General features: G+C 68.6%; 15 protein-coding genes. 12 read left to right on the forward strand and 3 right to left on the reverse strand.

The genetic code is table 11. The features are described 5' to 3' along the window. Positions 1-32: 32 nt before the first annotated feature. From B5F70_RS02065 to nudC, 4 genes are all read left to right on the forward strand, one after another. Positions 33-878, forward strand: coding sequence for a LysR family transcriptional regulator (locus tag B5F70_RS02065; protein ID WP_087203914.1), 846 nt, complete (start codon positions 33-35; stop codon positions 876-878). Between the two features lie 633 nt (positions 879-1,511). After that, on the forward strand, positions 1,512-2,783 hold the full coding sequence (locus B5F70_RS02070; protein WP_087203915.1) for an ammonium transporter: 1,272 nt from the start codon (positions 1,512-1,514) through the stop codon (positions 2,781-2,783). A gap of 56 nt (positions 2,784-2,839) precedes the next feature. Next, a complete protein-coding gene (locus B5F70_RS02075) occupies positions 2,840-3,178 on the forward strand; it encodes a P-II family nitrogen regulator (protein ID WP_087204095.1) in 339 nt (112 codons plus the stop codon). Positions 3,179-3,255: 77 nt separating this feature from the next. Continuing rightward, positions 3,256-4,377 (forward strand): NAD(+) diphosphatase, encoded by a 1,122-nt coding sequence (gene nudC / locus B5F70_RS02080; protein WP_241145873.1) that lies wholly within the window; start codon positions 3,256-3,258, stop codon positions 4,375-4,377. A 92-nt stretch (positions 4,378-4,469) separates the two neighbouring features. Here nudC and B5F70_RS02085 read toward each other — a convergent pair whose 3' ends face one another. The 3 genes from B5F70_RS02085 to B5F70_RS02095 all read right to left on the reverse strand — a co-directional run bounded on the left by B5F70_RS02085 (position 4,470) and on the right by B5F70_RS02095 (position 7,405). Then, on the reverse strand, positions 4,470-5,627 hold the full coding sequence (locus B5F70_RS02085) for an iron-containing alcohol dehydrogenase (RefSeq protein WP_087203916.1): 1,158 nt from the start codon (positions 5,625-5,627) through the stop codon (positions 4,470-4,472). An 87-nt stretch (positions 5,628-5,714) separates the two neighbouring features. Then, positions 5,715-6,089 (reverse strand): nuclear transport factor 2 family protein, encoded by a 375-nt coding sequence (locus B5F70_RS02090; RefSeq protein WP_158094904.1) that lies wholly within the window; start codon positions 6,087-6,089, stop codon positions 5,715-5,717. 278 nt (positions 6,090-6,367) lie between these two features. Then, positions 6,368-7,405 (reverse strand): calcium/sodium antiporter, encoded by a 1,038-nt coding sequence (locus B5F70_RS02095; RefSeq protein ID WP_087203918.1) that lies wholly within the window; start codon positions 7,403-7,405, stop codon positions 6,368-6,370. 286 nt (positions 7,406-7,691) lie between these two features. Between B5F70_RS02095 and B5F70_RS02100 the strand changes: the two genes are divergently transcribed. From B5F70_RS02100 to uvrC, 8 genes are all read left to right on the forward strand, one after another. Then, complete coding sequence (locus B5F70_RS02100) at positions 7,692-8,054, forward strand: NifB/NifX family molybdenum-iron cluster-binding protein (protein WP_087203919.1); 363 nt, start codon at positions 7,692-7,694, stop codon at positions 8,052-8,054. 77 nt (positions 8,055-8,131) lie between these two features. Beyond that, on the forward strand, positions 8,132-8,671 hold the full coding sequence (locus tag B5F70_RS02105; RefSeq protein ID WP_241145874.1) for a flavin reductase family protein: 540 nt from the start codon (positions 8,132-8,134) through the stop codon (positions 8,669-8,671). A gap of 8 nt (positions 8,672-8,679) precedes the next feature. Next, positions 8,680-9,678, forward strand: a complete 999-nt coding sequence (locus tag B5F70_RS02110; protein WP_087203921.1) for a DUF389 domain-containing protein — start codon at positions 8,680-8,682, stop codon at positions 9,676-9,678. Between the two features lie 190 nt (positions 9,679-9,868). Next, complete coding sequence (gene uvrA, locus B5F70_RS02115) at positions 9,869-12,736, forward strand: excinuclease ABC subunit UvrA (RefSeq protein ID WP_087203922.1); 2,868 nt, start codon at positions 9,869-9,871, stop codon at positions 12,734-12,736. A gap of 94 nt (positions 12,737-12,830) precedes the next feature. Then, on the forward strand, positions 12,831-14,069 hold the full coding sequence (locus tag B5F70_RS10455; RefSeq protein ID WP_143753902.1) for a C40 family peptidase: 1,239 nt from the start codon (positions 12,831-12,833) through the stop codon (positions 14,067-14,069). Positions 14,070-14,083: 14 nt separating this feature from the next. Beyond that, positions 14,084-14,572, forward strand: a complete 489-nt coding sequence (gene ybaK / locus B5F70_RS02125; RefSeq protein ID WP_087203923.1) for a Cys-tRNA(Pro) deacylase — start codon at positions 14,084-14,086, stop codon at positions 14,570-14,572. A 5-nt stretch (positions 14,573-14,577) separates the two neighbouring features. Continuing rightward, positions 14,578-16,527 (forward strand): murein biosynthesis integral membrane protein MurJ, encoded by a 1,950-nt coding sequence (locus B5F70_RS02130; RefSeq protein ID WP_087203924.1) that lies wholly within the window; start codon positions 14,578-14,580, stop codon positions 16,525-16,527. A 144-nt stretch (positions 16,528-16,671) separates the two neighbouring features. Continuing rightward, complete coding sequence (gene uvrC, locus B5F70_RS02135; protein WP_087204098.1) at positions 16,672-18,660, forward strand: excinuclease ABC subunit UvrC; 1,989 nt, start codon at positions 16,672-16,674, stop codon at positions 18,658-18,660. Positions 18,661-18,792 lie beyond the last annotated feature (132 nt).

Consider the following 18,792-nt stretch of genomic DNA (forward strand, 5'->3'; position numbering starts at 1 on the left):
CGGTCCGCTGTCGGCCGCCTGAGGGGGTAACCGTGGAGTTAGAGCAGATGCGCCAGCTCGATGCGATCGAGCGCTTGGGCACGATGTCGGCCGCCGCCGAGGAGCTGCACATCTCGCAGCCCGCGCTCAGCCGTTCCATCCAGCGGCTCGAGGCGGAGCTCGGCTGCGCGCTTTTCGAGCGGGCGGGGCGACGCGTCGCGCTCAACGATTGCGGGCGCGCGGCAGTTGAGGGGGCGCGGGCGATCCTTCGCGACGAGCGCGTGCTGCACGCCAATGTGGCTGCCATCGCCGAGCGCGCCCGTGCGCTCCACGTCTCGACGGTTGCGCCGGCGCCGCTCTGGCGCCTGACGGCGCTCGCCATGGAGCGCTTCCCGCGGGAGACCCTTACCTACGAGACGGTTGAGGAGCGCGAGGCGCTGCGCCAAGTGGTCGCGGGGGCGAGCGACTTCGCCATCACCTGCGCCGACCCGCGCCGGCCCGGCCTCGCGTCTTGCGAGCTCATGCGCGAGAACCTCGCCGTCACGCTGCCGCCCAACCACCCGCTCGCCGCGCGCAGGGAAGTCTCTTTTGCCGACCTGGCGGGCGAGACGTTTCTCATCATGACCAACATCGGCTTCTGGCGCGGTGTCGTGGACCGCGCCATTCCGGGGGCCACCTTCATCGAGCAGGCGGACCGCATGGTGTTCTCGCAGCTGGCGCATGCCACCCCGCATTGCACGTTTGTGACCGATGCGCCGTTTCAGCGCGATGCCATGCCCGGACGCGTCGTTGTGCCCATAACCGATGCGAGTGCCCATGCGGTGTTCTACCTCACGATGCGCGGTGACGCGGGCGGCCTGACGGCGCAGCTCTACCGCTGGGTGCGCGAGCACGCTTAGGGAAACGCTGCTTTTCTGGTCCGGCCGCCCGGATACCCTTCCGCGGCGCCCCGCGGTCCGGCGCCCCGCGCCGCCGTACATCACCGCGTACATTGCGAGGCCTTTTGCCGGGCCCTCCGTACATAATTCCGCGCCATGAACTCGGAAATGCGCTGTAGGGGCATAATCCGGCCGACGGGCACATTGAAAGAGAAAATGTACGGGCCTCTACCTGCCCTTTTCCCGACTGCGCATTCGCTGGTTCATTGCCGGGTTCATTGCCGCGAGAAATGTACACCGCTCCGGGCAAAACACGCCGCAATGAACCCGCTGATGCGCTAAGCCGCAGCGCGGCTGATGCCCGGTGCGGCTGCGGCGGGGCGCCCGCGCGCGGGGCTCAGTCCGCGGGCGCCCGCGCGCGGCAGCCGGGGCCCGTGTTTCCGGGACGTTGAATGCTTGTTTCCTGCTTGCATACGGCCGTTTTCCTATCCGTTGCAAGGCGGTTTCCGATGTTTCGACCGCGTTGAGGGTCGGTTAACCGCCGCCGCGGCGGTGCTTCCTGCGTCAGGTGCCGCCTACCATGACCGTGTTCCGGCCCGCATCGGCACCAAGCGGGGCCGGAAAGGTCTGAAGGTGCCACGTAGGGGGTGTGCAATGTATGACTCCGGTTCGACGGCGTTCATGATGGTGAGCACCATGCTCGTGCTGTTCATGACGCCCGGTCTCGCCTTCTTTTACGGAGGCCTCTCGCGCAGGAAGAACGTTATCAACACCATGCTCATGAGTTTTGCGGTCATCGGCATCGTGGGGCTCACGTGGGTGGTCGCCGGCTGGTCGATCGCCTATGGCGGCGATGGGACCGACCCCGTCATCGGCGGATTCGACCAATTCGGCCTTTCCGGTGTGGTCGCGGGGATGCTCTCGGAGAGCGCGGGCGACGGGGCGGTGTACCCCTCGCTTGTCGACATCACGTTCCAGATGGCCTTCGCGCTCATCACCTGCGCCATCGTGACCGGCTCGGTCGCCGGGCGCATGCGCTTCGGCGCGGTGGCGACCTTTATCGCCGTGTGGTCGCTTGTGGTGTACGCGCCGCTCGCCCATATGGTCTGGGGCGGTGAGGGCTCGCTCATCGGCGGCATCATCGGCGCCCTCGACTTCGCCGGCGGCGATGTGGTCCATATCAGCTCGGGCGTCACGGGCCTTGTGCTCTGCCTTGCGCTCGGCGCCCGCAAGGGCTTCGGCCTCAAGACGTACCGCCCGCACAACGTTCCCTTTGTGGCTCTGGGGGCGGGCCTGCTCTGGTTCGGTTGGTTCGGCTTCAACGGCGGGTCGGCGTTTGCAGCCGACGGCGTGGCTGCCCTCGCGATCCTGAACACCGTGGCGTCGTCTGCCGCCGGGCTCGCGTCGTGGATGGTCGTTGAGCGCGTCGCAACCGGCAAGCCCACGCTGGTGGGCGCCTGCACCGGACTGGTCGCGGGACTCGTGGTGGTCACGCCGGCGGCGGGCTTCGTCGAGCCGTGGGCCGCGGTCGTCATGGGGCTCATCGTCTCGCCCGTGTGCTATCTGGCGATCGCGCGCCTTAAGACGCGCTTCGGGTACGATGACGCGCTCGACGCGTTTGGCTGCCACGGCATCGGCGGCATCTTGGGCGGCGTGCTCACGGGCGTCTTCTGCCTGCCGGAGCTCTCGTGGACGGGACACGGCGGCCTCATCTACACGGGTGACGCCACGCTGCTCGCGAGCCAGGTGCTCGGCATCGCGGTGACGCTTCTCATCGTGCTCGTGCTCGATGCGGTGCTGATCGCGGCGGTGCGGGCGGCGTTTGGCGGCCGCCTGCGGGTGACGGATGCCGAGGAGGCGCTCGGCCTCGACGTGGCGACGCACGGCGAGAGTGCGTACCCGGCCTACACGGGGCTCGACGCGTAGCGGCGGCGGTTATGGACGCATGGCAGCAAGAGGATACGGGGAGGAACCCTATGGCGATGAAGCAGATTACGGCAATCGTGAGGCCCGAGATGCTCGAGCCCTTGAAGGACGCCCTGGTCGAGGCGGGGGTGACGGGCATGACCATCGCGGAGGTCCAGGGCTTCGGCAACCAGCACGGCTGGCGGGAGTACTACCGGGGGACCGAGATCCTGCTCAACATGGTGCCCAAGGTCAAGGTCGTGCTGGTCGTGGAGGACCGCGCGGTGGACGCGCTCATCGACGTTATCTGCGGCGTGGCGCAGACCGGCGAGGTGGGCGACGGCAAGATCTTCGTGTCGCCGGTCGAGGAGGCGGTGCGCATCCGCACCGGGGAACGCGGGGCGACGGCGCTCTAGGGGCGGCGCGGCGGCGGGGTGCGGCGCGGTATGATAGGCGCGATGCACCCCTGCCCCGCGTGAAAGGAGCCCGAGCGATGGACACGGGCGAGATGGTCCCTGCCGCCCCGACGACGTTTATGGACCGGTTGCTGCTCGCGCAGACGACGGTCGATTACGATGTGGCGCGCCGCGGGGAGGAGGGCCTGGTCGAGCGATTGCTCGAGGACGCGGCGACGCGCGTCATGCTGGTGAACCACGGGCTCGTGGCGGTGCCCAAAAGGAGCGGCGCCGATGCCCCGGGCGCGCTCGTCTGCGCCGACGACCCGGCGGCGCCCCGCCCCGACGCGGCGGCGCCGACCGGCCCCTTGGCGCTGGCGCTCCTCTCCGCCGAGGCGGTGCGCGAGGAGGCCCGCCGCCCGGGCTGTATCGCCATCTACCTCGGTGTCGACCGCACAGCCGAGCCTAAGACGCCGTATATCGCCCTCGACATCACGCGGGCTGCCGAGGGTCCCGCCGCGCCCCGGTCGGAGGCGCGCGCCCATGTGGACGCGGACCTCGGGCGCTCCGACGGCTCCTTCGCCGTGCGGGCGCTCCGCGACTTCGACTGGATCGAGCTCCGGTCGTTCGCCCCGTGCGCGACCCCGCGCGACGCCGGACTCGCCACGAGCGCGGTCTCCGTCGCCATGTGGCACGCGCACCAGCGGTTCTGCCCCTCCTGCGGCGCCCCGGTGCGCCCGGCGCTCGCCGGCTGGGCGCAGGTGTGCACGGGTGAGGCGGACGGGCGGCGCCTGCTCTTCCCGCGCATCGAGCCGGCGATCATCACCGCCATCGTCGACGATCGGGACCGCATCCTCCTCCAGCACAACACCGCGTGGCGTCCGCGGTTCTACTCGGTCTCGGCCGGTTTCGTCGAGACGGGGGAGAGCCTGGAGCACGCCGTGCGCCGCGAGGCGGAGGAGGAGACGGGCGTCGTGCTCGATACGGTTAGCTACCTGGGGTCCCAGCCGTGGCCGTTTCCCGCGTCGCTCATGCTCGGCTTCACGGCGCACGCCGCGACGACGGCGATCGCCGTCGACCACGACGAGGTGTCGGACGCGCGCTGGTTCACGCGCGATGAGCTCGCCCGCGCCATCGAGCGCGATGGCCTCGAGCTCCCCGGGCGCGCCTCTATCGCGCGCCACCTCATCGAGCACTGGTACGGCGCGCAGCTGGGATAGCGCTTGCTCCAAGCAGCGAAACGCAAAAGCCGGTGCCCGCGTCATGGCTCGCGGGGCACCGGCCTCTGTCGCAGATGTAGGTGCACCGCAGGTTAGCGGCACTCGGTCAGAATCTGGAAGATCTCGTCGCGCTCGAGCTTCTTGACGCACCCGCCGGTGAGGATGGCGGTGTCGGCCACCTTGCGGAGCGTGTCGTCGGAGGCATCGGACTCCATCTCGGCGAACGTGGTGGGAAGCCCCATCTCGGCGGTAAATGCCTGGAGGGCGTCAATGCCCTCCCGTGCGGCGGCAAGGTCGTCCTCGGCGGTCGCGCCCCACACCTCGCGCGCCCAGCGGGCAAATTGCGCGGGCGCCTCCGGCGCCAGATGACGGTAGAGCGCCGGATGGATGACGGCGAGGCCGAATCCATGGTTGGTATGGGTATAGGCACCGTACTGATGCTGGATCATATGCGCCTGGAAGTCGGTGACCTTACCGATCTTGAGCATGCCGTTCTCGGCCATAGCGGAGTCGTACACCAGCTCCGAGCGCGCTTCGAGGTTCTGGTCGTCGGCGGCGATAACGCGCATGTTGCGGATGACGTTCCGTTGGATAGCGAGGTTCATGTCGTCGGTCACGTTGGCCTCGCGCGGCGTGCCGAAGAAGCTCTCCATGCAGTGCGAGAGCGTGTCGTAGGCGCCGCTCATAAACTGCGCGTGCGGTACCGTGAGGGTGAGCGCCGGGTCGAGCGCGGCCCAATCGGCAAGCGCGCCCACAAAGGGGCCCTTCACATGCGTGGCCTCGTTGGTGATGACGGCGCCGTTGTTCTGCTCGGCGCCCGTGCCGGAGAGCGTCACGATGCAGCCCATGGGGATGAACTCGGTCGGCACCTTGCCCTGCACGTGCTCGTAATGGTCGATGTCCTCGCTAAGCTTCGCCTGCGCGGAGATCACCTTGCAGCAGTCGAAGACCGAGCCGCCGCCCACGGCGAGGACGAAGTCAACGTGCTCGTGGCGGGCGAGCGCGGCGCCCTCGAGGCACTTCTCGTAGGTGGGGTTGGGCATGATTCCCGCGAAGTCAACGACGGTCTTGCCGGCGCCCTTGAGGGCCTCGACGACCTTGTCGTACACGCCGGCGCGCTTCACGGAGCCACCGCCGTAAGCGAGCATGACGACGGAGCCCATGCGAGGCATCTCTGCCGCGAGCGCCTGCTCGACGGCGCCTGCGCCAAAGTAGTTCTTGACCGGATAGTCGTACGTAAACGATTGCATGGTATGTGCCCTTCTCTTGTGGCAGCCAATGGCGCCCGCCGAAGGAGCGTCGCGGTATGCCCCGACTGCTCCTTCCGGCTCAGCTGCTTAGTAGACGAGCGCGGTGAACGAGAACGTGACGAGTTTCCAGGCATCGTCTACGCGGTTGAAGACCTCGGTCACGGCAAAATGGTGCGTCGTCTCCTTACCGTCGAGCAGAAGGGCGTAGTCGCAATCGGTGATGACGACGCCCGTATCGCCGAAGACGCTGGGGGTCTGGCTGTGGAAGACGATGCTCGTGGGTTGGAAGGCGCCGGAGGTATAGAAGCCGATCTCCTGGTCGAGCGGTGCGGTGATGCCGATGTGCACGAAGGTGCACTCAGGGTCGGCGACGGCGCGCATGCCCGCCTCGTCGGCGTGCTCCATGGCATCCCAGAAGCGCTGGCTGGTCTCGATGAGTTGGTCGTTCAGCTGGTCGGACATGGTATCTCCCATCACTTGGGTGTTTGTAGACGCTTTGGCGGCGCATGCGCCGGAACGCTCGGCGTTCGCGGGGCGGCACTGCGGGGCGCTAGGCGACGAATGCCCCGTTGAGCCTCCCTCTTATTGTGCCCGCCAAGGGAAGGGTCGCGTCATGCGTCGCAACCGTATTTGTATGCGGCTGGCGCATATAAAGCATGTGCCTCCCACGTACGCTGGATTGCAGGCGGGAGGCACAGGGAAGGGGTGCGCGATATGGGTGCAGGTGGTGGTGACACGTGCTACACGATGAGGGCAAGTCCCAGGTAAGCCACGTAGAGCACTACGAAGACGACGCCGTTGGCGCGGCTCATCTGGTGCCGGGCGCCCATGAAGGCGAAACCGGCGAGCACGGCGGTAAAGAGCGCCAGTAGGCCGAAGTCCAGGTTATAGGACGTTGCGTAGGGCACCGCGGCGACCAGTGCCGGTGCGCCCATGACCAACAGCACGTTGGTGACGTTGGAACCCACCACGTTGCCCACAGCCAGATCGGTGTTGCCGCGGAAGGCGGCCACGATGCTCGTGATGAGCTCGGGCAGACAGGTGCCGAGCGCGATGACCGTGATGCCGATGATGCGCTCGGAGATGCCGACGGACGTGGCCACGATGACGCTGTGGTCGATGACGAGGTCGGCGCCCACCTTGAGGAGCGCGATGCCGCCGGCGATGAAGACGAGGGCGCCCAACGGGTGCGCGGGGAGCGCGCTCGCGATGGCCTTGATGCGGCCGAGGGCGTCGAGCCCGTCGTCTGCCGCCGTGCCGGCGCCATCTCCGGTTTTGGTGGCGACAGCGCCATCGGCCCCTTCAGCCACCGCAGTATCGGCGCCCTCTTTCAGCCCCACGAACACGGTGTAAGCCATAAAGGCGGCGAAGCCGACGAGTAGCACCGCGCCCTCTGGCGCCGTAAGGACGCCGTCCGTATTGGCGAACAGCGCCAGGGCGCCGATGGCGGCAAGTGAGGCGGGAATCTCGAAGCGGACGGCGCGCCGCCCGAGCGCCATGGGCGTGATGACCGCGGAGAGGCCGAGGATGAGCAGGAGGTTGGCCATGCAGCTGCCGGCGACGTTGCCAAAGGCCATATCGGCGTGGCCGTCGAGGGCGGATGTGATGCCCACCACGAGCTCCGGGGCGGCCGTACCCACGGCCACGACGGTGAGGCCGGTCACGCGGTCGGGGAGTCCGAGGCGCCGCGCGATACTGCAGGCGCCGTCCACGAGTGCGTTGGCGCCCACGATGAGCAGTGCGAAGCCGCAGGCGATGAGGATGAGGTTGATGAGCATGTCGCCCCCTTTGCACACGAAGAGGGACACGCGCGCGGTGCGATGCCGCGCGGCGCCCCTGTGGTCTGTCGGTACCTCCATCCTACCCAACGGCCACCGCCCGCCGCCCGTCTGCTTCCCGGTGACGCCCGGAACCATGAGGCGCCCACAAATGGCACCAAAGAAGAACCAATTACGGCGCCGCCGTTCGCGGAAAACGCGGTGCATAGCGTGGCGCGCTTAAGGGGAAAACTATCGGTTAGCACGACGAGGCGCCCGGAAGGCGCCGGATAGAGAGGAAGACCGCATGAAGATCGCTATCCCTACCCTCGGTGCGGGCGGGCTCGACTGCGAGCGCTCGGGCCACTTCGGCCATTGCGACTGCTTTACCGTCGTGACGGTTGAGGACGGTCGGGTCACCGGCACCGAGATCATCGATAACCCGCCCCATGAGGAGGGCGGCTGCCTGCGTCCCGTCGGTCTGCTCGCCGATGCGGGCATCGACGCCATCGTCGCCGCCGGGATGGGCATGCGCCCCCTGGCGGGCTTTGCGCAGGCGGGCATCACCGTGCTCTACGACGCCGAGACCCCGAGGGTGGGCGATGTCGCCGCGAGGGCGGCGGCGGGCGAGCTTCCCGCTATGGGCGAGGAGCACGCCTGCCATCACTAGGGCATCCTGCGCCCGGCGCCCGGGCATCCGGCGCGATGGGGCGGGTGCACGCGCCTATCGGTAGAGGAGGTTCGACGGTGCGCGAGAAGATAGACGCGCTGGAGCGCGCGGGCGAGATCCTGGGGGCGCTCACACCGGGCGCGCTCGTCACGGTCAAGGTCGACGGTGCGGTGAACCCGATGACCATCGGCTGGGGCATGCTCGGTATCGAATGGCGCAAGCCCGTCTTCATCGCCTATATCCGGCAGGACCGCTACACGCACGAGCTGCTCGAGCGCGCCGACTGCTTCACGGTGAACGTGCCGGTGCCGACAGGCGATGACGGAGCCGACCGGCGCGTGCGGCGCATCCTCGGATTCTGCGGCTCCAGAAGCGGACGCGATACCGATAAGGTCGCCGAGCTCGGGCTCACCCTGGTCGACGGCGAGACCGTGGACGCGCCCGCCATCCGCGAACTGCCCCTCACGCTCGAGTGCCACATCATCTACCGGCGCGATCAGGACACCTCCCTCATGTCCGCCGGGCTCCGCGACGGCATCTACGGCACCGCCGCCGCGGAGGGCCTCTGCCACACCGCCTATTATGGCGAGGTGACGGACGCGTATCTCCTCAGGTAGGACGAGCCATGACGTGGTTTGCCAGGATTCTGCTCGGAGGTCCGCTCGAGCCCGATGTCGTGATCGCCGCAGAGCGCGCGGGGTTCGTGCGGGTCGACGAGCCCCTGCGCCAGTACTCGTCGTTTTTCCTGAGGCTCGTCACCGCGGCCGTCATCGCCACGGCGGGCGTGGCGGCGGACTCGGCCACGACCATCATCGGCGCCATGCTGGTGGCGCCCCTGATGTCGCCCATGCTCGGGACGGCCCTTGCCGCCGCCCTCGGCCGGCCCCTCAAGACGCTCCAGACGTTCGCCCTCACGCTCGTCGGCATGGGCGTCGTCATCCTCGTGGCGGTCGGCGTGACCGCCATCATCCCCGTCGCCGTCGACATGAGCACCAACACGCAGGTGCTCGCGCGCACCTCGCCGCGACTCGTCGACCTCATCATCGCGCTCGCCTCGGGCTTCGTGGCGGCGCTCGCAAGCGTCCGGCGCGATATCCCCGATGCGGTGCCCGGCATCGCCATATCCGCCTCCATCGTGCCGCCGCTCTGCGTGACGGGCGCGGCGCTCCTCGAGGGCGCGAGTGCCGCGGCCTGGGGGTCGTTTCTGCTGTTCGTGACCAACTACGTGGCCATCCAGGTCGCCGGCGCCGCCGTGTATCTGATGGCGGGGCTGGGGCGCCGTGAGTTCTCCGTCATCGAGGGCAGGGCGCGCGAGCTCTGGTATCTCGGCGTGGCGCTCATGGCGCTCGTGGTCGTCGGCTCCCTGGCGACGACGAGCTTCGGTATCGTGCGCGCCAACGACGAGCTCCGCCGCGCGCAGGAGGCGGCGAGCGCCTGGGTCGAGGGGACGGAGTACCGCATCGCCCGCTTCGAGCTGGAGGACGGCGAGCTGCGGCTCGAGATCGCCGGGGCGGGCCGCGCGCCTCGGGCGGAACGTCTCGCGCGCTCGCTGAGCCGTGCCGGCCTCGAGCTGGACGAGCTTTCGGTCGCGGTGGTGGCGGAGGAGCGCATCGAGCTCGATTAGGGCCGCGGCCGCGGTGGGTGCGGTCGAGGGGCGCCGCGCGGAAACCCGCCGAACAAGGATTGAATATCCCGTGACGGAACGATGTGCGAACACCTGTCCGCTTATAATGGCGCTACACTGAAACGCCAGCCGGCCACGCGCCGGTGCGATGCAACACGTTGTGCACCCGATGAACCGAAAGGGGTCATCTGTGTCCGATTCCTCCATCGTCATCCGCGGGGCGCGCGAGCACAACCTGCGGGATATCGACGTCACCATCCCGCGCGACAAGCTCGTCGTCATCACGGGTCTCTCAGGCTCGGGCAAGTCGAGCCTCGCGTTCGATACGATCTACGCCGAGGGCCAGCGCCGCTACGTCGAGAGCCTCTCGAGCTACGCGCGCCAGTTCTTGGGGCAGATGGACAAGCCCGACCTCGACTCCATCGACGGCCTCTCGCCGGCCGTTTCCATCGACCAGAAGACGACGTCGAAAAACCCGCGCTCCACGGTGGGCACCGTGACCGAGATCTACGACTACCTGCGCCTGCTCTTTGCCCGCATCGGCACGCCGCACTGCCCGGAATGCGGACGCGTCATCGAGCGGCAGACGACCGACCAGGTGGCAGACAAGATCCTCGAGGCGGGGGAGGGCCGCCGTGCCTTCGTGCTCGCTCCGGTGGTGACGGACCGCAAGGGCGAGTTCGCCAAGCTTCTCGACGACCTTCGGCGCGAGGGGTTCTCGCGCGTGCGCATCGATGGCGACGTGCGCTCGCTCGACGACCCCATAGAACTCGACAAGAAGTTCCGCCATACCATCGAGGTCGTCGTCGACCGCATCGTCATACGCGGTAACTCCGTCGGCCGCATCGCCGAGGCCGTCGAGCAGGCGACCAAGCTTGCCCACGGTCGTGTGGCCGTGTACCTCTTGCCCGACCGCGACGCGCCCGAGGGCACCGAGGGGGAGCTCCTCACCTATTCGCTCGCACTCGCCTGCCCCGAGCACGGTCACTCCATCGACGACCTGCAGCCGCGCGACTTCTCGTTCAACGCTCCCTACGGCGCCTGCCCCGCGTGCGACGGACTGGGCTTCAAGAAGGTCGTCGACGCCGAGGCCCTGATCGAGGACCCCGCGCTCTCCATCGAGGACGGCGTCTTCGGCAGCTTCTTCGGTAAGTCGAACTACTACCCGCAGATCTTCCGCGCGCTCGCCAAGCACCTGAAGGTCGATTCCGCCACGCCGTGGCGCGACCTGCCGCCTCGTGTGAAGAAGGTCTTTCTGGACGGTCTGGGCGACAAGAAGATGCGCGTCGACTACCACACGCAGGACGGTCGCGACACACACTGGTTCACAAAGTACTCCGGCGTTCGCAACATCCTCTACGAGCGCTATATCGAGACGACGAACGAGAACACCAAGGCGCGCCTCGAGAAGTACATCCGCGAGGAGCCCTGCCGCGCATGCCACGGCGCACGCCTGCGCCCCGAGATGCTCGCCGTCACGGTGGGCGACAAGTCCATCTACGACGTGTGCTGCCTGTCGTGCCGCGAATCGCTCGAGTTCTTCGAGGCGCTCGAGCTCACCGAGCGCCAGCAGTTCATCGGCGGCCGTATCGTGAAGGAGATTGTGGAGCGCCTGCGCTTCTTGGTCGACGTCGGCCTCGACTACCTCACGCTCGACCGCGCCTCCGCCACGCTCTCCGGCGGCGAGGCGCAGCGCATCCGCCTGGCGACGCAGATCGGCGCCGGCCTCATGGGCGTGCTCTACATCCTGGACGAGCCCTCGATCGGCCTCCATCAGCGCGACAACGAGCGCCTCATCGCCACGCTCGAGCGCCTGCGCGACCTCGGCAACACCGTCATCGTGGTCGAGCACGACGAGGACACGATCCGTGCGGCGGACTACGTGATCGACATGGGCCCCGGCGCCGGCGAGAACGGCGGGCGCGTGGTGTGCGCGGGCACGCCGGAAGAGATCATGGCGTGCCCCGATTCGCTCACCGGCCAGTACCTGACCGGCGCGCGCATGGTCGAGCTGCCCGCCGAGCGCCGCCGCCCCGGCCGCGGCGCGCTCACCATCACGGGGGCGCGCGCCAACAACCTCAAGAACGTTACGGCAAAGATCGAGTTCGGCACGTTCACGGTGGTGACGGGCGTCTCCGGCTCGGGCAAGTCGAGCCTGGTGACCGACACCATCGCGCCCGCGCTCACCAACGCCATCCACCGCTCGGGCCGCCCCGTGGGTCCGTATAAGAAGCTCGAGGGCATCGAGGAGATCGACAAGGTCATCGACATCGACCAGTCACCCATCGGCCGTACGCCGCGCTCGAACCCGGCGACCTACATCGGTCTCTGGGACGACCTGCGCGCCCTCTTTGCGAGCGTGCCGGAGTCCAAGGCGCGCGGCTACTCGCCCGGGCGCTTCAGCTTCAACGTCTCGGGCGGCCGTTGCGAGGCCTGCAAGGGCGATGGCCAGATCAAGATCGAGATGCACTTCCTGCCCGATATCTACGTGCCGTGCGAGGTCTGCGGCGGCAAGCGCTACAACCGCGAGACGCTCGAGGTGACGTACCGCGGCAAGAACATCTCGGACGTGCTCGACATGTCCGTGACCGAGGCGCTCGCGTTTTTCGGCAGCATCCCGCAGATCAAGCGCAAGCTGCAGACGCTCTACGATGTGGGCCTCGGCTACGTACGGCTGGGCCAGCCCGCCACGACGCTCTCCGGCGGCGAGGCGCAGCGCGTGAAGCTCGCCAAGGAGCTGCACCGCAAGCAGACGGGGCGCACGTTCTACATCTTGGACGAGCCGACGACGGGCCTGCACTTCGAGGACGTGCGCCAGCTCATCGACGTGCTCCAGCGCCTGGTCGACGCCGGCAACACCGTGCTCGTCATCGAGCACAACCTCGACGTCATCAAGGTGGCGGACCGCATCATCGACCTCGGCCCCGAGGGCGGCGTGCGCGGCGGGCGCATCGTGGTCTCCGGCACGCCCGAGCAGGTCGCCGCCTGCCCCGAGAGCTACACGGGCAAATTCCTCGGTCCCATCCTCGCACGCGACCGCGCGCGGATGGAGGCGTAACCTTACCGCATTGTGGAGTGTTCCTAGGGGCGGCGATTCGCTGATAAGATGGGGGGTACCGTGTATGCCCCCCATCTGGTAGAAAGGCATCGGTATGAAGCTCAATCGCAGCCGCCTCTCCGCCCGCGCAGCCCTGCCCTGGGCCCGTCGCGGCATCGTCGTCGCGCTCTCCGCGGCCATGGTGGCCACCCCCTTAGGCCTTGCCCCCGCCATCGCCCGGGCAGATGACGAGGCGAGCACCTCCTCTGAGCTCGAGGCAGCCAAAGAGCGCCTGACCGAGCTCACCCGTCAGCTCGAGATGGCGCAGGCGACGGCCGCGACCACCGAGCAGGAGCTCGCCGACACCCAGGCGCGCATCTCCGAGCTCGAGACGGAGGTCGCCCAGACCGCCCGCGAGCTCGCGGGCGCCCAAGACGAACTCGCCCAGCAGGTGACGGCCGACTATAAGAACGGCGGTGTGTCGCTCGCCCAGGTGCTGCTCTCGTCCGCCTCGTTCGATGAGCTCACGTCGCGCATGTTCTACGCGGGCAAGGTGGCCGACGCCCAGTCCGCGCGCATCGACGGCGTGCGCGAGCTGCAGGCGAGCCTGGAGGAACAGCAGTCCGAGCTCTCCGACCGTGAGGCCGAGCTCACCGACCTGCTCGCCCAGCAGACGGCGAGCGCCGAGGAGCTCGCCTCGTCCCAGTCAGAGGCCGAGTCGTACGTGAACGGTCTCTCCAGCGAGCTCCAGGCGGCGCTCGAAGCCGAGCGCGCCCAGGCCGCCGAGGAGTCGCGTCGCGAGCAGGAGGAGGCGCAGCAGGAGGCGCCCTCCGCGCCCGACAACGGCGGGTCCCAGACGAATCCCCCTGCCGGCGACAACACGGGCGGTGGCGGCAACACCGGCGGCGGCAGCGACACCGGCGGTGGCGGCAATACCGGTGGCGGTGGCTCGACGGCTGGCAACGGCAATCTGAGCCAGGCGGCGCGCTCGACCATCGTGTCGGTCGCCAACTCGCAGGTGGGATGCGCCTACGGCTGGGGCGCCATGAGCCCCGGCGTCGCCTTCGACTGCTCCGGCCTCACCACCTACGCCTACAGCTGCGCGGGCATCAGCCTCGGCCGCACTGCGCAGGCGCAGTACAACCAGGTGGTCGCTGCCGGCAACCTCAAGACCGATCCGAGCACGTTCGTCGCGGGCGACCTGGTGTTCTGGGGTTCCCCCGGCAGTATCTACCACGTAGCTGTATACATCGGCGGCGGCAGGATCACGCACGCGAGCGATTACAGCACGGGCGTCATCACCACGAGCGTCACGTACGGCGGCATGCCGTGCGGCGGCGGCAGCCCGGTGTAGTCGCGCGGCGGCCCATGGCAGCGGCGGTAAAGAAAACCAACGCCATGCGCGAGCTCGAGCGCGCGGGCATCGCCTATACCGTGCACACCTACGTGCACGACGACGATGACTTCTCCGGCGCGCGCATCGCCGCGCAGCTTGGCGAGGACCCCGACCAGGTCTTCAAGACGCTCGTGACGGTCTCGCCTGAAGGCGCGCACGTCGTGTGCTGCATCCCGGTCGACCACGAGCTCGACCTCAAGCGCGCCGCCAAGGCGGCGGGGGTGAAGGCGCTCTCGATGCTGCCGCTGCGCGCGCTCACGCCCACGACGGGCTACGTGCGGGGCGGCTGCTCGCCGGTGGGGATGAAAAAGCGGTTCCCCACGGTCATCGATGAGACCTGCCAACTGTTCGACACGATCATGATCTCGGGCGGCAAGCGCGGGCTTCAGCTCGAGCTCGAGCCGGATGCGCTCGTTGCGTTCTGCGGGGCGCGCATCGCCGCCATCACGCAGGAGGGATAGAAGCTATGGGCGAGGTATCCGAGGGGCGGCCCCGGGGGCGGCATTTCAAGACGGCGGAGGCCGGTGCCGCGCCATCGGCGCCGACCGCGCAGGTCCCGTCGGCCGCCGCGGCGCCTCGGCCCGACGAGACGGCGATCTTCATCGCCGCCGCGGCGCGCGCCCACGCCGGTGCCTCCGACGCCGCCCGCAGGCCCGCACCTGCCACGCACCTGGCGCCGCAGGCGCCCGTCTCGCCCGGGGCGACCGCAGGCACATCCCCGGCGCAGGGCGCGCCCGCCGCCGAAGACGTGCGCGCGGGGGACGCCGTGGACGCGGGCGAGGACGATTTCGCATCCGCCGGCGACTACGCGAGCGTCGGCCGCTCCGCCGGCCTCATGACCGGCCTCATCATCGTCTCCCGCATCACCGGCTTCGTGCGCACGTGGGCCATGGGCCTCGCCTTCGGCGTGTCGTTCATCGCCTCGTCGTACAACATCGCCAACAACCTGCCCAACATGCTCTACGAGCTCGTGGTGGGCGGCATGCTCGTCACCGCGTTTCTGCCGGTCTACATGGAGGCGCGGCGCGAGGGAGGGCGCGTGGGCGCCAACGCCTACGTGTCCAACCTGCTGTCGATCCTGCTCGTGCTTCTGGGCGCCGTGTCCGTTGCCGCGATCGTGTTCGCCCCGGGCCTTATCTGGACGCAGGCGTTCATGAGCGCGGGCGAGGAGCTCGACGTCGCGGTCTACTTCTTCCGCATCTTCGCGATCCAGATCCTGTTCTACGGCCTGGGCTCGGTGTTCTCGGGCGTGCTCAACGCGCACCGCGACTACTTCTGGTCCAACTTCGCGCCCGTCTTGAACAACGTCGTTGTCATCGTGAGCTTCCTGCTCTTCCCGGTGCTGGAGCCCGTCAGCAGCGGGCTCGCCATCACGGTGGTCGCCGTCGGCACCACGCTCGGCGTCTTCGTGCAGATGGCCTGCCAGATCCCGGCGCTCGGCAAGTTCGGTATCCGGCCGCGGCTGCGCATCGACCTTAGGGACCCCATGCTCAAAAAGACGCTCGCGCTCGGGGTCCCCACGGTGCTCGCCGCCATCTGCACGCTGGTTACCGCGTCGGTTCAGAATTCCGCCGCGCTCGCGGTGCAGCCCGAGACCGGCGCGTCGGTCGCCGCCTACGCCCGCCTGTGGTACACCCTGCCCTACGCCCTCATCTCGGCATCGCTCAACACGGCGCTCTACACCGAGCTCGCGCGCGACGCAGCTGCCGGCGACCTCGCCGGCGTGCGGCGCGGCATGGCCGACGGCATCGCCGAGCAGTTCTTCCTGCTCATCCCGTTCGCTTGCTACCTCGTGGTGTTCAGCTTCCCGCTCAACATGATCTACTGCTCCGGCAAGTTCGACGTCGCGGGCGTCGAGCTCGTGAGCGAGTACCTGCGCTTCCTGGCGCCGAGCCTTCCGCTCTACGGGGTGAGCATGCTCGCCCAGAAGGGCTGCTCGGCGCTGCGCGACATGCGCCCCTATGCGGCGTTCGTGCTCCTCGGCGCCCTCGCCGAGATGGCGTGGGCGCTCGGCCTCGGCGTGGCGGCCGGCGGCGGCATGCCGCAGATCGCGCTCTCCATGCTCGCCTCCTATGGCGTCACGGCCGCCGCGGCGCTCATCTGGATGCGCGGGCGCCTGGGCGGGCTGCACCTCAAGGTCATCATGCGCGGCGTCGTGTGCGGCCTGGGTCTCGGCGTGCTCGGCGCCGCCGCGGGCGCCGGGGTGCTCGAGCTCTTGCAGACGTTCGTCGCGCCGCTCGTGAGCTTTGCGGCGGACGGCACGGTCACCACGGCACCTATCATCCAGACGGTCGCCTACGTCGCCCTCGCCGGCATCGTCTCGCTCATCGTGACGTTCGCGCCCGCGGTGATCGCCAAGCTGCCCGAGGCGGCGGTTCTCACCTCCCTCGTCAGCCGCTTCGCCGGCAGAAGGTAGGGTGGGACCGTGGCGGAGGAGAAGGGGCGGTATCGCACCGAGGGTGCGGACCGGCACGGAGACCGGGCGGACCGCGCGGGCGCCCGCGTCCCTGCAGATGCCGAGGTGCCCGTCGAGGGGGTGCCCGCCGGTCTCGACCGCGCCCTGCCGGGCAGCGCCGCGGCAGCCCGTGCGGCGGTGAGCGCCGAGGGCGTGGAGCCGAGCCTCGTCGAGCAGGTGGCGCTCGTCCCCACGAGTCCCGGCTGCTACCTCTGGAAGGATGCCGAGGGCACCGTCATCTACGTGGGCAAGGCCAAGAACCTGCGTGCCCGCATGCGCCAGTACGTTCAGCTGACCGACGATCGGCAGAAGATCCCGCTCATGATGCAGCTGGTCCGGAGCTTCGACTATATCGTGGTCGAGAGCGAGCACGAGGCCCTCGTGCTCGAGCGCAACCTCATCGGGCAGTATCACCCGTATTTCAACGTCGACTTCAAGGACGACAAGAGCTACCCCTTCATCGCGCTCACCAAAGGGGACCTCTTTCCCGCCATCAAGTACACCCGCGAGCGGCATAAGCCGGGCACGCGCTATTTCGGCCCCTATACCGACAGCCGCGCCGCCCGCGACACCATCGACACGATCCGCAAGGTCATTCCCATCTGCATCGCCACGTGCGCGGAGTGGAAGCGCTGCCGCCGCCTGGCGGAGGCGCACAAGGGCGACGAGGACATCCTCGGCCTCATCATGGCCGAGAAGGGGCGCCCCTGCTTCGATTACCACGTGGGGCGCGGGCCCGGCGCGTGCGTGGGCGCCGTCACGCCCGAGGAGTACGCGAGAAACGTGCGCCGGGTGGAGCGCTTCTTATCCGGCAAGCGCAGCGAGGTGACCGGCGAGCTCAAGGCGGAGATGGCCGAGGCCGCCTCGGATCTCGATTTCGAGCGGGCCGCCCGCATCAAGCGCCGTCTCGAGGTCATCGATGGGCTCGACGACCGCCAGCAGGTCGTCTTCCCCTCGCGCGTCGACATCGACGTCATCGGCTTCTACCGCGAGGAGACCATCGCCGGCGCGTGCGTCTTCGCCGTGCGCGAGGGACGCACGGTCCGCAGCTGCGAGTTCATCCTCGACAAGGGGCTCGATGTGGACGAGGAGGAGCTCGTCGGTGGCTTTATCAAGCGATATTACGATGAGACGGCGGATATCCCCGCTGAGGTGGACGTGGCCATCGACCTGGCCGACGCCGCGGTCGTAGGGGAGTGGCTCGCCGGCAAGCGCGGGCGCGCCTGCCAGATCCACCGCCCGCAGCGCGGCGAGAAGCGCCATCTGCTGGAGATGTGCGAGCGCAACGCCCGGCACGCCCTCATGCGCTACATGATGCGCACCGGATACGCCGACGACCGCACGAACCAGGCCCTGCTCGAGCTCGAGAGCGCGCTCGCGCTGCCGGCGCCGCCGCTGCGCATCGAGTGCTTCGACATCTCCACCATCCACGGGCGCTTCACCGTGGCGTCGATGGTGGTCTTCACCAACGGCAGGCCCGACAAGTCCCAATACCGGCGCTTCCGTATCCGGAGCGTCACGGGCGAGGCCAACGACTTCCTCTCCATGCAGGAGGTGCTCGGCCGCCGCTACGCGCCGGAGCGTATGGCGGACGAGCGCTTTGGCAGCCGTCCGGACCTGCTCGTGGTGGACGGCGGCAAGCCCCAGCTCACGGCGGCGCTGACGCAGCTCGGCGAGCTGGGGCTCGACATCCCCGTGTGCGGCCTCGCCAAGGCGGACGAGGAGGTCTTCGTCCCCTGGGACGACACGCCCGTGGTGCTGCCCAACGGCTCCGCCTCGCTCTACCTCATCAAGCAGGTGCGCGACGAGGCGCACCGCTTCGCCATCACGTTCCACCGGGAGCTGCGCGACAAGGCGATGACCGTATCGGTGCTCGACGAGGTGGAGGGCGTGGGCCCCACGCGCAAGAAGGCCATCATGCGGCACTTCGGCTCGATGAAGCGCCTGCGCGCCGCCAGCGCGGAGGACATCGCGAGCGTGAAGGGCGTGCCGCGCGAGGTGGCGCAGGCGGTGTTCGACACGCTGCGCGCTTGGGATGCCGAGCGGGGCGCCGGGCATCATGCCGGTGCGGGCACCGGGCAGCGGGACGCATAACGCGCAACGATATATTTCGTGCAAGTAGCAGGTAATACGAGTCGTGTCAAGGTAGGCGGCGGTCCAACTGGTTGTACGGATGCGATGCCAACTGGTATCAGAAGAGAAGATACCAGTGCGATTGTCAACTTA

The organism is Collinsella sp. An268, assembly GCF_002159765.1.
GTDB lineage: Bacteria > Actinomycetota > Coriobacteriia > Coriobacteriales > Coriobacteriaceae > Coprousia.